Origin of the sequence: Faecalibacterium sp. OM04-11BH (assembly GCF_003482185.1) — a bacterium.
GTDB lineage: Bacteria > Bacillota > Clostridia > Oscillospirales > Ruminococcaceae > Faecalibacterium > Faecalibacterium tardum.
Genome location: NZ_QULS01000007.1, coordinates 44,009 through 57,737, shown reverse-complemented (window position 1 = coordinate 57,737; position 13,729 = coordinate 44,009). Strand labels below are relative to the sequence as shown.

10 protein-coding genes are annotated in these 13,729 nt (G+C 61.1%); all 10 read left to right on the top strand.

The features are described from left to right. Window positions 1–94 precede the first annotated feature (94 nt). The 10 genes from purE (at window position 95) to DXB44_RS07825 (ending at window position 13,706) form a co-directional block, all read left to right on the top strand. Entirely contained in the window at window positions 95–595 is a 501-nt protein-coding gene (gene purE, locus DXB44_RS07870; protein ID WP_097779922.1) for a 5-(carboxyamino)imidazole ribonucleotide mutase, read from the top strand. A gap of 10 nt (window positions 596–605) precedes the next feature. Then, complete coding sequence (gene purF, locus DXB44_RS07865; RefSeq protein WP_118658331.1) at window positions 606–2,084, top strand: amidophosphoribosyltransferase; 1,479 nt, start codon at window positions 606–608, stop codon at window positions 2,082–2,084. Between the two features lie 4 nt (window positions 2,085–2,088). Beyond that, window positions 2,089–3,135 carry a phosphoribosylformylglycinamidine cyclo-ligase gene (purM, locus tag DXB44_RS07860; protein WP_005922298.1) on the top strand — a complete coding sequence of 349 codons (1,047 nt, stop codon included), beginning with the start codon at window positions 2,089–2,091 and terminating at the stop codon, window positions 3,133–3,135. Continuing rightward, the gene (gene purN / locus DXB44_RS07855; protein ID WP_118658330.1) at window positions 3,129–3,725 is read left to right on the top strand and encodes a phosphoribosylglycinamide formyltransferase; all 597 of its coding nucleotides are present in this window, start codon (window positions 3,129–3,131) and stop codon (window positions 3,723–3,725) included. The genes purM and purN overlap by 7 nt, the downstream gene beginning before the upstream one ends. Before the next feature lie 122 nt (window positions 3,726–3,847). Continuing rightward, window positions 3,848–4,648, top strand: a complete 801-nt coding sequence (locus tag DXB44_RS07850; RefSeq protein ID WP_118658329.1) for an IMP cyclohydrolase — start codon at window positions 3,848–3,850, stop codon at window positions 4,646–4,648. A 33-nt stretch (window positions 4,649–4,681) separates the two neighbouring features. Beyond that, complete coding sequence (locus DXB44_RS07845) at window positions 4,682–5,863, top strand: phosphoribosylaminoimidazolecarboxamide formyltransferase (RefSeq protein WP_118658328.1); 1,182 nt, start codon at window positions 4,682–4,684, stop codon at window positions 5,861–5,863. A 199-nt stretch (window positions 5,864–6,062) separates the two neighbouring features. Beyond that, window positions 6,063–7,367 carry a phosphoribosylamine--glycine ligase gene (gene purD / locus DXB44_RS07840; protein ID WP_118658327.1) on the top strand — a complete coding sequence of 435 codons (1,305 nt, stop codon included), beginning with the start codon at window positions 6,063–6,065 and terminating at the stop codon, window positions 7,365–7,367. 201 nt (window positions 7,368–7,568) lie between these two features. After that, on the top strand, window positions 7,569–11,261 hold the full coding sequence (locus DXB44_RS07835) for a phosphoribosylformylglycinamidine synthase (RefSeq protein ID WP_118658326.1): 3,693 nt from the start codon (window positions 7,569–7,571) through the stop codon (window positions 11,259–11,261). A gap of 178 nt (window positions 11,262–11,439) precedes the next feature. Further along, window positions 11,440–12,885, top strand: a complete 1,446-nt coding sequence (gene purB, locus DXB44_RS07830; RefSeq protein WP_118658325.1) for an adenylosuccinate lyase — start codon at window positions 11,440–11,442, stop codon at window positions 12,883–12,885. 119 nt (window positions 12,886–13,004) lie between these two features. Continuing rightward, on the top strand, window positions 13,005–13,706 hold the full coding sequence (locus DXB44_RS07825) for a pseudouridine synthase (RefSeq protein ID WP_118658324.1): 702 nt from the start codon (window positions 13,005–13,007) through the stop codon (window positions 13,704–13,706). Window positions 13,707–13,729: the final 23 nt, after the last annotated feature.

The window sequence follows — 13,729 nt, the reverse complement described above, 5'->3', positions numbered from 1 at the left end:
GAAAAACTGGAAATAAAGGCCGTGGTACAGGTGTACCGCAGCCTTTTTTGTTTGTCGGTCTTGTTGGACAGTTGAGAAAGAGAGGCTTTGGAAAATGGTTCGTAAAGTGGCAGTGATCATGGGTTCGGACAGCGATTGGCCGGTGGTCAAGGGGGCCTGTGCCCAGCTGAAAGCACTGGATATCCCCTTTGAGGCGCACATCCTTTCGGCACACCGCACCCCCGCCGAGGCAGCAGCCTTTGCAAAAAGCGCAAAGGCCAACGGCTTTGGCGTTATCCTGTGCGCGGCAGGCATGGCAGCACATCTGGCAGGTGCTTTTGCCGCCAACACCACCCTGCCGGTCATCGGCATCCCCATGAAGGGCGGCGCGATGGATGGCTTGGACGCTCTGCTGGCTACCGTGCAGATGCCCAGCGGCATCCCGGTGGCAACGGTGGCACTGAACGGTGCCAAGAACGCCGCATGGCTGGCTGCTGAAATTCTGGCACTGAGCGATGACGCACTGGCTGAAAAGCTGGAGGCTGAGCGCGTAGCCATGGCACAGCAGATCGCAGCAAAGGAAGAAAAGCTGCAGAACGAACTGAACGAGCTGTAAAGGAGAACTAATGTCTGATTTTGCATATCCGCTGCATGAGGAGTGCGGCGTTTTCGGCATCTACGACCGTGCCGGTACCGAGGATGTGGCCGCAGCGGCTTATTCAGCCCTGTATGCGTTGCAGCACCGCGGGCAGGAGAGCTGCGGCATCGCCGTCAACGATGACGGCGTGATCACCGGCCACCGGGATCTGGGTCTTGTGAACGAGGTGTTCACCCCGGAGGTGCTGGCAAGCCTGTCCACTACCACGGCACACATGGCCACCGGCCATGTGCGCTACGCCACCGCCGGCACCCGCGTCCGCGCCAACGCCCAGCCCATGATCGTCCGGCATGGCCGCGGCACCATGGCGCTGTGCCACAACGGCAACTTGACCAACGCCGTGGAGCTGCGCCGCCAGCTGGAAAACGAGGGCGCCATCTTCCACGGCTCCTCGGATACCGAGGTCATCTGCTACCTCATCACCCGCAACCGTCTGCGCATGGGCAGCATCGAGACTGCCATCAGCAAGACCATGGACGTGCTGGAGGGCGCATACAGCCTTGTGATCATGTCTGCCACCAAGCTCATTGCGGTGCGCGACCCCCGGGGCTATCGTCCCCTGTGCATCGGCACCCTGCCCGGCGGCGGCTACGTCTTTGCCAGCGAAAGCTGCGCACTGGATGCCGTCGGCGCCGCCCTGCTGCGGGACGTGGAGCCCGGCGAGATCGTAGTGGTGGATACCAAGACCGGCGAACTGCGCAGCATCAAGGATCACTGCGGCCGCCCGGACACCCAGATGTGCGTGTTTGAGTTCATCTACTTCGCCCGCCCGGACAGCGTCATCGAGGGCAGCTCGGTGCACGAGGCCCGCAAGCAGGCAGGCCGCTTCCTTGCACAGGAGCACCCCGTGGAGGCCGATGTGGTCATCGGCGTGCCGGATTCCGGCCTGGATGCAGCACTGGGCTACTCGCAGGAGAGCGGCATCCCCTACGGCATCGGCTTTATCAAAAACAAATACATCGGCCGCACCTTCATTCAGGGCAGCCAGAAGCAGCGCGAGAACAGTGTGCGCATCAAGCTGAACGTGGTGTCCAGCACCGTCAAGGGCAAGCGCGTGGTGCTGGTGGATGACTCCATCGTGCGCGGCACCACCTCTGCCCGCATCATCAAGCTGCTGCGGGATGCCGGTGCTGCCGAGGTGCACTTTATGGTATCTGCGCCTCCCTTCAAGTATCCGTGCTACTTTGGCACCGATATCCCGGACCAGAAGCTGCTGGTGGCTACCGGCCGCACGCTGGAGCAGATCAACGAGGTCATCGGTGCCGATACGCTGGGCTATTTGTCCAACGAGCACGTTGTCCAGCTTGCCAAAAACGCAAAATGCGGTTTCTGCACCGCCTGCTTTACCGGCGAGTATGCCGTAGAGCCGGAAAGTGTGCTTTCTACCGATATTCACGACCGTCACCTGAACGACCGTCCCAAGGACGCCAAAAAGTTAGGAGAGTAAGAACATGGAAAAGAGCTATTCTGAAAGCTACGCCGCAGCAGGCGTGGACATTACCGCCGGTTACCGCTCTGTGGAGCTGATGAAGCAGTATGTCGCCCGTACCATGAACGAGCACTGCATCGGCGGCTTGGGCGGCTTTGGCGGCCTGTTTGAGCTGGACTGCACCGGTTACAAGCACCCGGTGCTGATCTCCGGCACCGATGGTGTGGGCACCAAGCTGAAGGTGGCCATGATCATGGATAAGCACGATACCATCGGCATCGACTGCGTGGCCATGTGCGTCAACGACGTCATCTGCGCCGGTGCAAAGCCGCTGGTGTTCCTCGATTATATTGCCTGCGGCCGCAACGTGCCGGAAAAGATCGCTAACATCGTCAAGGGCGTGGCCGAGGGCTGCGTGCAGGCCGATTGTGCTCTGGTGGGCGGCGAGACTGCCGAGCATCCGGGCATGATGCCGGAGGACGAGTACGATCTGGCCGGCTTTACCGTGGGCGTTGTGGACAAGGAAAAGATCCTGAGCAACGAGACCATGGCAGCCGGTGACGTGATCCTCGCCCTGCCCTCCACCGGTGTGCACTCCAACGGCTTCTCTCTGGTGCGCAAGGTGTTCAACATCGACGCCGACCCCGATGTGCTGTTCTCCACCCCCGCCGAGCTGGGCGGCAAGACCCTTGGCGAGGCGCTGCTGGCTCCCACCAAGATCTACGTCAAGCCCGTGCTGAAGGTGCTGGAAGAGGTGCAGGTCAAGGGCATCTCCCACATCACCGGCGGCGGTTTCTACGAGAATATCCCCCGCAGCCTGAAAAAGGGCTGCTGCGCCCGCATCAACAAGGCAGATGTGCGCACCCCGGCGCTGTTCCACCTGATGCAGAAGGTGGGCGGCATCTCCGAGCACGATATGTTCAACACCTTCAACATGGGCGTGGGCATGGTGCTCACCGTGCCCGCCGAGCAGGCTGATAAGGCACTGGAGATCCTGCACGCCAACGGCGAGCCGGAGGCTTACCGTCTGGGCGTCATCGCAGAAGGTGAGGGCGTGGAGCTGTGCTGAACATTGCCGTGTTAGTGTCCGGCGGCGGCACCAATCTGCAGGCGCTGCTGGATAGCGAGGCCCGGGGCGAGAACCCCAATGGTAAAATTACGCTGGTAGTGGCCTCCAAGCCCGGCGTCTACGCGCTGGAACGCGCCGCAAAGGCGGGCGTAGAGGGCTGCGTGGTGCGCCGCAAGGACTACGCCGCCAGCGAGGAATTTGACGCTGCGCTGCTGGAAACGCTGCGGGCGCACAAGATCGATCTGGTGGTGCTGGCGGGCTTTCTGTCCGTGCTGGGCCCCAGTGTCATCGCAGCCTATCCGCGCCGCATCCTGAACGTGCACCCCGCGCTGATCCCCTCCTTCTGCGGGCCGGGAATGTACGGCCTGCGTCCCCATGAGGCCGCACTGGCTCGTGGCTGCAAGGTGACCGGCGCCACCGTCCACTTTGTCAACGAGGAGTGCGACGGCGGGCCTATCCTGCTGCAGAAGGCCGTGGACATCCTGCCCGGCGACACCCCCGAGGTGCTGCAAAAACGGGTGATGGAGCAGGCGGAATGGAAGCTGCTGCCCAAGGCGGTGGCTATGATCTGCAACGGTGAAGTGGAGTAAAAACTCCTTCTGTCACGCCTGACGGCGTGCCACCTCTCTCAAGGAGGGAGGCTTAAGGCCCCCTCCCCGAGGGGGCTGTCGCCGCAGGCGACTGGGGGAGTTCCGTAAATAGGAGAACAACAATGGAAAAGATCAACCTGAACGAGTATCTGGCCTCCAACGAGTACCCCGGCCGCGGCATTGCTGTGGCAATGGCTCCGGACGGACGGCAGATGTTTATCGGCTACTTTATCATGGGACGCAGCGAGAACAGCCGCAACCGCGTGTTTGACCCCGTGCCCGAGCGCGGCGGCATCTGCACCGTGGCGGCAGACCCTGCAAAGCTGGAGGACCCCAGCCTGATCATTTATAACCCGGTGCTGACCCTTGGCAAGACTCATATCGTGACCAACGGCGACCAGACCGATACCATCTACGACCTGATGAGTCAGGGCAAGAGTTTTGCCGATGCCCTGCGCACCCGCACCTTTGAGCCGGACTGCCCCAACTACACCCCCCGCATCTCCGCGGTGGTGTATGCCGACGGCAGCTACCAGATGAGCATCCTCAAGTCTGCCGACGGCAACGGCGACAGCGTGCAGCGCTATTTCTTTGATTATCCCCAGCCCGTTGCAGGTGAGGGCCACTTCATCAGCACCTACAAGCACAACGGCAACCCCATCCCCAGCTTTGAGGGCGAGCCGCTGCGCTTTGCCTGCCCGCGCACCATTGGCGATTTTGCCCACGATATGTGGAGCAGCCTGAATCTGGACAACAAGGTGAGCCTGTTTGCCCGGGTCATCGATCTGGACACCGGCGAGAGCGGCGATATGATCTTTAATAAATATGATCCGGTGTGCAGCGACCTTGACGACCCCGAGGAGCCGGAACTGCTGCCCGAGGAGCTGGAACTGCTCAAAAAGCTTGACGCCGAGGAAGAATAAGAGTAAACCTTAGGATATAAGGAGGATGCACCAATGAATGAACTCGCACTGAAGTACGGCTGCAACCCCAACCAGAAGCCCAGCCGCATTTATATGGAAGATGGCTCCGACCTGCCCGTTACCGTGTTGAACGGCAAGCCCGGCTACATCAACTTTCTGGATGCCCTCAACTCCATCCAGCTGGTCAAGGAACTGAAAACCGCCTGCGGTCTGCCCGCAGCGGCCTCCTTCAAGCACGTTTCCCCGGCGGGCGCAGCACTGGGTCTGCCCCTGACCGAGGTGGAGCGCCGGATGTACCACATTGCCCCGGAGACCGCGCTCTCCCCGCTGGCCTGTGCTTATGCCCGCGCCCGCGGCGCAGACCGGATGTCCTCCTTCGGCGACTGGATCGCCCTGTCCGACATCTGTGATGTGCCCACCGCAAAGCTGATTCAGCACGAGGTGTCCGACGGCATCATCGCCCCGGGCTACGAGCCGGAGGCGCTGGCCATCCTGTCTAGCAAAAAGAAGGGCAACTACAACGTGGTCGCCATCGACCCCGCCTATCAGCCCGCCCCCATCGAGCACAAGCAGGTGTACGGCATCACCTTCGAGCAGGGCCGCAACGAGCTGGTCATCAACGCCGACACCATGCTGAACAACTGGGTCACCGAGAATAAGAGTGTGACCGAGGAGCAGAAGCGCGACCTCATCATTGCTCTCATCACCCTGAAGTACACCCAGTCCAACAGCGTGTGCTACACCTATAATGGTCAGACCATCGGTGTGGGTGCCGGCCAGCAGAGCCGCATCCACTGCACCCGTCTGGCCGGTCAGAAGGCCGACAACTGGCAGCTGCGCCACATGGACAAGGTGCTGAACCTGCCCTTCCGTGACGATGTGGCAAAGCCCAACCGCGACAACGCTATTGATGTTTACATCGGCGATACCCCGGAGGATGTCATCGGTGATGACGTCTGGGCAGAGACCTTCACCCGTCAGCCCGAGCCGCTGACCGCCGAGGAAAAGAAGGCTTACCTCAGCAAGGTGACCGGTGTCTGCCTTGGTTCGGACGCTTTCTTCCCCTTCGGTGACAACATCGAGCGCGCCCGCCGCTCCGGCGTGACCGCCATCGTGCAGCCCGGCGGCTCCATCCGCGACCAGCAGGTCATTGACACCTGCAACAAGTACGGCATCGCCATGGCCTTCTGCGGCCTGCGGCTGTTCCATCACTAAGGAAAAGGAACGAACCCTCTCAGTCGCCTGACGGTGCCAGCTCCCCCGAGGGGGGAGCTTTATGCGGGAAAACAGGCAGAAATGCTTCTTCCGTTGGACGCGGCTCCTGCCGTCAGCGGAAAAAGCGCCCCTTTTCGGGGGAGCTGGCATTGCGCAGCAATGACTGAGAGGGTCATTCAAAAACGGGAAGGTGAATGATATGGCTGAAAAAATCTTGGTAGTGGGCGGCGGTGGCCGCGAGCACGCCATCATCAAGGCACTGAAAAAGAGCCCCGACTGCGGCGAGATCTGGTGCGCACCGGGCAACGGCGGCATCAGCTATGACGCTAAGTGCAAAAACATCAAGGCCACCGATGTGGATACCATGGTGGGCTTTGCAGTGGAAGAAAAGTTCGATTACGTTGTGGTGGCACAGGACGACCCCCTTGCACTGGGCATGGTGGACGCGCTGGCAAAGGTGGGTATCCCCGCCTTTGGCCCGGACAAGGCCGCTGCCCGCATCGAGGCTTCCAAGGTGTTCTCCAAGGACCTGATGAAGAAATACGGCATCCCCACCGCAAAGTACGAGACTTTCGATGATCCCGCAAAGGTCATGGACTACATCCGCGCCGAGGGCAAGTACCCGGTGGTTATCAAGGCAGACGGCCTTGCGCTGGGCAAGGGCGTGCTCATCTGCGAAAATGAGCAGCAGGCCGTTGATGGCGTCAAGGAGATCATGCTGGACAAAAAGTTCGGCGCATCCGGCAACCATGTGGTGGTGGAAGAGTTCCTCACCGGGCCGGAGGTCAGCGTGCTGAGCTTTACGGACGGCAAGGTGGTCAAGCCCATGGTCTCCAGCATGGACCATAAGCGCGCCAACGACCATGACACCGGCCTGAATACCGGCGGCATGGGCACCATCGCCCCCAACCCCTACTACACCCCGGAGGTGGCTGCGGAGTGCATGGAAAAGATCTTCCTGCCCACCATCCACGCCATGAACGCCGAGGGCTGCCCCTTCAAGGGCTGCCTGTACTTCGGCCTCATGCTCACCCCGGACGGCCCCAAGGTCATCGAGTATAACTGCCGCTTCGGCGACCCCGAAACGCAGGTGGTGCTGCCATTGCTGGAAAGCGACCTGCTGCACATTATGCAGGCCTGCACCGACGGCACGCTGGCAGAGCAGGAGGTCAAGTTCTCCGATGGTGCTGCGGCCTGTGTGATTCTGGCCTCCGGCGGCTACCCCGTGGCCTATGAGAAGGGCAAGCCCATCTCCGGCCTTGTGGACGGCCAGCTGCCCGATGAGGAGAACGTGACGGTGTACCACTCCGGCACTGCCATCACCGAGGACGGCCAGCTGGTGACCAACGGTGGCCGCGTGCTGGGCGTTACCGCCACCGGCCCGCGCCTGACCAACGCCCTGAGCCACGCCTATGAAGCAGCCGAAAAGATCAGCTTTGAAAAGCTGCATAAGCGCAGCGATATCGGCCTGCGTGCCCTGAAAGCGCTGGCAGAGAAGCAGTAAGAAAGAAAACCCTCTCAGTCGCCTGACGGCGACAGCTCCCCCGAGGGGGGAGCTTTATGCGAGAAAATGGATGAGCCTATACTTTCCATCGAACGCAGTCCTTTCCGTCAGCAAAAAAGCTCCCCCTTTCGGGGGAGCTGGCACGGCGTAAGCCGTGACTGAGAGGGTCGGTTCAAAGAATACAAAGGGGGAACCTACCCAATGGTCTATCGTATTTATGTGGAAAAAAAGCCCGGCTTTGATGTCGAGGCAAACGGTCTGAAAAACGAACTCACCAGCCTGCTGGGCATCAAGGACCTGACCGGTCTGCGCCTGCTGAACCGCTACGATGTGGAAGGCATCGACGAAGCACTGTTCAACCAGTGCGTCAGCACCGTGTTCAGCGAGCCGCCGGTGGATAACACCTACGCAGAGCTGCCCGCTGCCGAGGGCGTGTCCTTCGCGGTGGAGTATCTGCCCGGTCAGTTCGACCAGCGCGCAGCCTCTGCTGCCGAGTGCATCCAGCTCATCAGTCAGGGCGAGCGCCCGCTGGTGCGCTCTGCCCGCGTCTATCTGCTGGAGGGTGCTCTGACCCCCGAGCAGGTGGCCGAGATCAAAAAGTATGTCATCAACCCTGTGGAAGCCCGCGAGGCTTCTCTGGAGACCAAGGACACCCTGAAGATGGATTACCCCGTGCCCGCTGCCGTGGCAGTGCTGGAGGGCTTCAACCAGCTGGACGAGGCAGGTCTTGCCAAGTTCATCGAGGAAAAGGGTCTGGCCATGGATCTGGGCGACATCAAGTTCTGTCAGGAGTACTTCCGCTCCGAGCAGCGCGACCCCACCATCACCGAGATCAAGATGATCGACACCTACTGGTCTGATCACTGCCGCCACACCACCTTCGGCACCATTCTGGACGATGTGCAGATCGACGATGCTGTGGTGCAGGAGGCCTTTGACCGCTACATGGCGATGCGCACCGAGCTGGGCCGTGAGAACAAGCCCCGCTGCATGATGGACCTTGCTACCATTGGTGCCAAGGAGCTGAAGAAGCAGGGTATCCTGAAGAATCTGGACGAGTCTGAGGAGATCAATGCCTGCACCGTCAAGATCAAGTGCGACGTCAACGGCAAGGACGAGGACTGGCTGTTCCTGTTCAAGAACGAGACCCACAACCACCCCACCGAGATTGAGCCCTTCGGCGGCGCTGCTACCTGCATCGGCGGTGCCATCCGCGACCCGCTGTCCGGCCGCAGCTACGTCTATCAGGCGATGCGCGTCACCGGCGCAGGCGACCCGCTCAAGCCGGTCAGCGAGACCATGCCCGGCAAGCTGCCCCAGCGCAAGCTGGTCACCACCGCAGCCGCCGGTTACTCCTCCTACGGCAACCAGATCGGTCTGGCTACCGGTCAGGTGGACGAGATCTACCACCCCGGTTATGTGGCAAAGCGCATGGAGATCGGCGCTGTTGTGGGTGCTACCCCTGCCTCCCACGTCCGCCGCGAGTGCCCCGCTCCCGGCGATGTGATCGTGCTGTTGGGTGGCCGCACCGGTCGTGACGGCATCGGCGGCGCTACCGGCTCCTCCAAGGCACACAAGCTGGACAGCCTTGAGCACTGCGGTGCCGAGGTGCAGAAGGGCAATGCGCCCATCGAGCGCAAGCTGCAGCGCCTGTTCCGCCGCGAGGACGCCTGCAAGATGATCAAGCGCTGCAACGACTTTGGTGCCGGCGGCGTTTCTGTTGCCATCGGCGAACTGGCCGACGGCCTGTATATCGATCTGAACAAGGTCACCAAGAAGTACGAGGGTCTGGATGGCACAGAACTGGCCATCAGCGAGAGCCAGGAGCGTATGGCTGTGGCCCTTGCCCCGGAGGATGTGGACAAGTTCATCGCCATTGCCACCGAGGAGAACCTCGAGGCTACCCCTGTGGCCAAGGTCACCGAGGAAAAGCGCCTGAACATGGTGTGGAACGGCGTTTCCATCGTGAACATCAGCCGTGAGTTTTTGAACTCCAACGGTGCAGAAAAGCACCAGAACGTCCATGTGGAAAAGGGCAGCGTCTGGCAGCCCCAGTGGGCCGGCCTGACCTTCAGCCAGAAGATGAAGTCCATGGTGGGCGATCTGAACGTCTGCAGCAAGAAGGGCCTTTCCGAGCGGTTCGACTCCACCATCGGTGCAGCCACCGTGCTCATGCCCTTTGGCGGTGCATACCAGCTGACCCCCCAGAATGCCATGGTAGCAAAGCTGCCGGTGGACGGCGAGACCTCCACTTGCTCCGGCATGGCATGGGGCTATAACCCCTATCTGATGAGCGCCAACCAGTATGTGGGTGCACGGATGGCTGTTATTGAGAGCGTGACCAAGCTGGTAGCCACCGGCTTCCGCTACGAGGACGCTTACCTGACCTTCCAGGAGTACTTCGAGCGTCTGGGCAACAAGCCCGAGCGCTGGGGCAAGCCGCTGGCTGCCCTGCTGGGCGCACTGGATGCACAGATCGGTCTGGGCATTGCCTCCATCGGCGGCAAGGACAGTATGTCCGGCTCCTTTGAGCAGCTGGATGTGCCTCCTACGCTGGTGTCCTTTGCCACTGCCATCGGCAAGGCAAGCCGCGTAGTCTCCACCGAGTTCAAGAAGCCTGAGAGCACCGTGGTGCTCGTGCGTCCCATCATCGACCCGGAGACCGGCTGCCCCAACTTCTTCTCCCTGAAGGCCAACTACAAGATCGTGGAGAACATGATCGAGGAGGGCATGGTCGCCTCTGCCTGCTCTGTGGGCTACGGCGGCATTGCCGAGGCACTGTTCAAGATGGGTCTGGGCAACCGCATTGGCTTCAAGATGCGTGCGGACATGACCACCCACCAGATGTTCGAGCCCATGTACGGCTCCATCATTCTGGAAATGGTGTCTGATTCTCCCGCCGGTATGCTGCTGGGCGAGACCACCAAGGAGTACACCTTTGAATCCTGCGGCGAAAAGCTGGATATGGCCGAGCTGCAGGAGATTTGGGAGAGCAAGCTGGAGCCTGTGTATCCCTACCGCAAGGCCGGCCCCACCGTGGAGAAGATCAACGGCAGCCTGACCGCTCCCGCCGCACCCAAGATCGGTGTGGCAAAGCCCAAGGTCATCATCCCGGTGTTCCCCGGTACCAACTGCGAGTACGACACCGCTAAGGCCTTTGCCCGCGCCGGTGCCGACCCCGAAATTCTGGTGGTGCGCAACCTGACCCCCGCCGACGTCGCCGAGAGCTGCGAGGCGCTGGTCAAGGCCATTGACGCAAGCCAGATCGTCATGCTGCCCGGCGGCTTCTCCGGCGGCGACGAGCCGGACGGCAGCGCCAAGTTCATCGCCTCCTTCTTCCGCAACCCTGCGGTCACCGAGGCTGTGCGCCGTCTGCTGCAGCAGCGCGACGGCCTGATGCTGGGCATCTGCAACGGCTTCCAGGCTTTGATCAAGCTGGGTCTTGTGCCCTACGGCGATATCCGCCCCATCACCGCCTGCGACCCCACCCTGACCTTCAACACCATCGGCCGTCACCAGAGCATGCTGGTGCACACCCGCGTGGCCTCCACCGGCAGCCCGTGGCTCAGCAAGTGCGAGGTGGGTGAGATGCACACCATCGCCATCAGCCACGGCGAGGGCCGCTTTGTTGCTCCGCAGGAGGTGCTGGACACCATGCTGCGCAACGGTCAGGTTGCTACCCAGTATGTGGATCTGACCGGCGTGCCCACCATGGATCAGAGCTTCAACCCCAACGGCTCTGTGCTGGCTATCGAGGGCATCACCAGCCCGGACGGTCGCGTGTTCGGCAAGATGGGTCACTCGGAGCGCAGCGGCGAGTACCTGTACAAGAACGTCACCGGCGATAAATACCAGCCGATCTTTGAGGGCGGCGTGGACTATTTCAAGGTTTGATGGTAGAATAAATAAGCAAAAGGGTGTCTGCCTATATAGGCAGCGCTTTCAACCGCCAATGCAGCGCTGGTAAAGCCTTCCCCCGGACGGGGGAAGGTGGCGCGCAAGCGCCGGATGAGGGCGCACCGCAGGCAGCTGTTGCCCTTGAGTTCCGTCAGATCATAGGAGGAAACAACCAATGTCACAGCATGATCGCTATATCAGCCCTTTTTCCACCCGCTACGCTTCCGATGAGATGCAGTACATCTTCTCGGACGACAACAAGTTCCGCACATGGCGGCGGCTGTGGGTGGCGCTGGCTCGTGCCGAGATGGAACAGGGCCTGACCAACATCACCCCGGACATGGTGGCCGAGCTGGAAGCCCATGTGGACGATATCAACTACGAAGTGGCCATCGAGCGGGAAAAGCTGGTGCGTCATGACGTTATGAGCCACGTCTACGCCTACGGTCAGCAGTGCCCCAAGGCAGCAGGTATCATCCATCTGGGTGCCACCAGCTGCTATGTGGGCGACAACACCGACATCATCGTGATGCGGCAGGGCCTTGAGCTGGTGCGCAAAAAGCTGGTGGGTGTTCTGGCAAAGCTGGCACACTTCGCCAAGGAGTACAAGGATATGCCCTGCATGGCCTACACCCACTGCCAGCCCGCACAGCCCACCACCGTGGGCAAGCGCGCTACCCTGTGGGCCAACGAGCTGGTGATGGATCTGGCCGAGATCGACCATCGCTTGGCAACCTTGCAGCTGCGCGGCGTTAAGGGCACCACCGGCACGCAGGCTTCCTTTATGGAGCTGTTCAAGGGCGATGCCGACAAGATCCGCGCTGTGGACGCTTCCATTGCAAAGGAAATGGGCTTTGACCCCAAGGCTGTTGTGCCGGTGTCCGGCCAGACTTACAGCCGCAAGGTGGATGCCTTCATCCTGAACGCACTGGCCGGTATTGGTCAGAGCTGCATGAAGTTTGCCACCGACCTGCGCCTGCTGGCGAACTTCAAGGAGATGGAGGAGCCCTTTGAGAAGAACCAGATCGGTTCTTCCGCTATGCCCTATAAGCGCAACCCCATGCGCTGCGAGCGCATCTGCGCCCTTGCCCGCTACCTGATGGTGGATGTGCTGAACCCCAGCTTTACCACCGGCACCCAGTGGTTTGAACGCACGCTGGACGACAGCGCCAACAAGCGCGTGGCCATGGCCGAGGGCTTCCTTGCCACCGATGCCATCCTGAACATCATGCTCAACGTCACCGATGGTCTGGTGGTGTACCCCAAGGTGGTGCGCAGCCGCCTGATGGCCGAGCTGCCCTTCATGGCCAGCGAGAACATCATGATGCAGGCTGTGGAAAAGGGCGGCAACCGTCAGGAGCTGCACGAGCGCCTGCGCCAGCACGCCATCGCCGCCGGTAAGCAGGTCAAGGAAGAGGGCCTGCCCAACGATATGGTGGACCGCATTGCCGCAGACCCGGCCTTTGGCCTGACCCGCGAGGAGATCGTGGCAGGGCTTGTGCCGGAGAACTTTGTGGGCCGTGCACCCCAGCAGGTGGAGGAGTTCATTGCCAACGTCCTGCAGCCCATTTTCGATGCTGACCCCGAGGATGTGGAGCAGCACGCCTCCCTAAGCGTCTGATGACAGTATAAATTGCAAAAAGGAGAAGCCTGCGGGCTTCTCCTTTTTTGCGTTTGTGCCTTGCACGATTTTGTCTGTCATGTTACACTGAGGGCATCATCAACAAAGGAGAACCGCTTATGCGTTTGGATAAATATCTGGCCGAGACTGCCCAGTGCACCCGCAGCGAGGCCAAAACCATGCTGGCAAAGGGGCGCGTGCAGGTAAACGGCGCGGTGTGCAAAAAAGGGGACACCCAGCTGAAATGTACCGACACCGTGGCGGTGGACGGCGCACCGCTGCGCTATCAGAAGTTCGTCTACCTCATGCTCAATAAGCCCGAGGGGGTGGTGAGCGCCTCCACAGACAAGCGGGACACCACCGTGGTAGATCTGGTAGGGGATGCCTACCCCCGGCGGGAGCTGTTCCCGGCCGGGCGGCTGGATAAGACCAGCACCGGCTTTGTGCTGCTGACCGATGACGGCGGCTTTGCCCACGATATCCTGTCCCCCCGGCACCATGTTTCCAAGACCTACACCGTGACCATAGACACGCCCCTCACGCAGGAGATGTGCACCGGCTTTGCAGCGGGGGTCACGCTGGCGGACGGCACCGCTCTTTCGCCCGCCGAGGTGACCGCACTTTCCCCAGATGGGTGCACCGTGCGGGTAGTGCTGCGGCAGGGGGTGTACCATCAGATCAAACGGATGTTCGGCGTGTACGGTGCCGGGGTGAATGCTTTGCACCGGGAGGCCATTGGCGGCCTTGCACTGGATGCACAGCTTGCGCCGGGGCAGTGGCGGGAGCTTTCTGACGAAGAGGTGGCAAAAATTACCAGATAAAATGCTGCGCTTTTCACGCGGTT

Coding starts and splice junctions, on each gene's coding strand:
- DXB44_RS07835 (WP_118658326.1), top strand. CDS start 7,569: ATGGTCTATCGTATTTATGTGGAAAAAAAGCCCGGCTTTGATGTCGAG.
- purF (WP_118658331.1), top strand. CDS start 606: ATGTCTGATTTTGCATATCCGCTGCATGAGGAGTGCGGCGTTTTCGGC.
- DXB44_RS07850 (WP_118658329.1), top strand. CDS start 3,848: ATGGAAAAGATCAACCTGAACGAGTATCTGGCCTCCAACGAGTACCCC.
- purD (WP_118658327.1), top strand. CDS start 6,063: ATGGCTGAAAAAATCTTGGTAGTGGGCGGCGGTGGCCGCGAGCACGCC.
- DXB44_RS07845 (WP_118658328.1), top strand. CDS start 4,682: ATGAATGAACTCGCACTGAAGTACGGCTGCAACCCCAACCAGAAGCCC.
- purM (WP_005922298.1), top strand. CDS start 2,089: ATGGAAAAGAGCTATTCTGAAAGCTACGCCGCAGCAGGCGTGGACATT.
- DXB44_RS07825 (WP_118658324.1), top strand. CDS start 13,005: ATGCGTTTGGATAAATATCTGGCCGAGACTGCCCAGTGCACCCGCAGC.
- purE (WP_097779922.1), top strand. CDS start 95: ATGGTTCGTAAAGTGGCAGTGATCATGGGTTCGGACAGCGATTGGCCG.
- purB (WP_118658325.1), top strand. CDS start 11,440: ATGTCACAGCATGATCGCTATATCAGCCCTTTTTCCACCCGCTACGCT.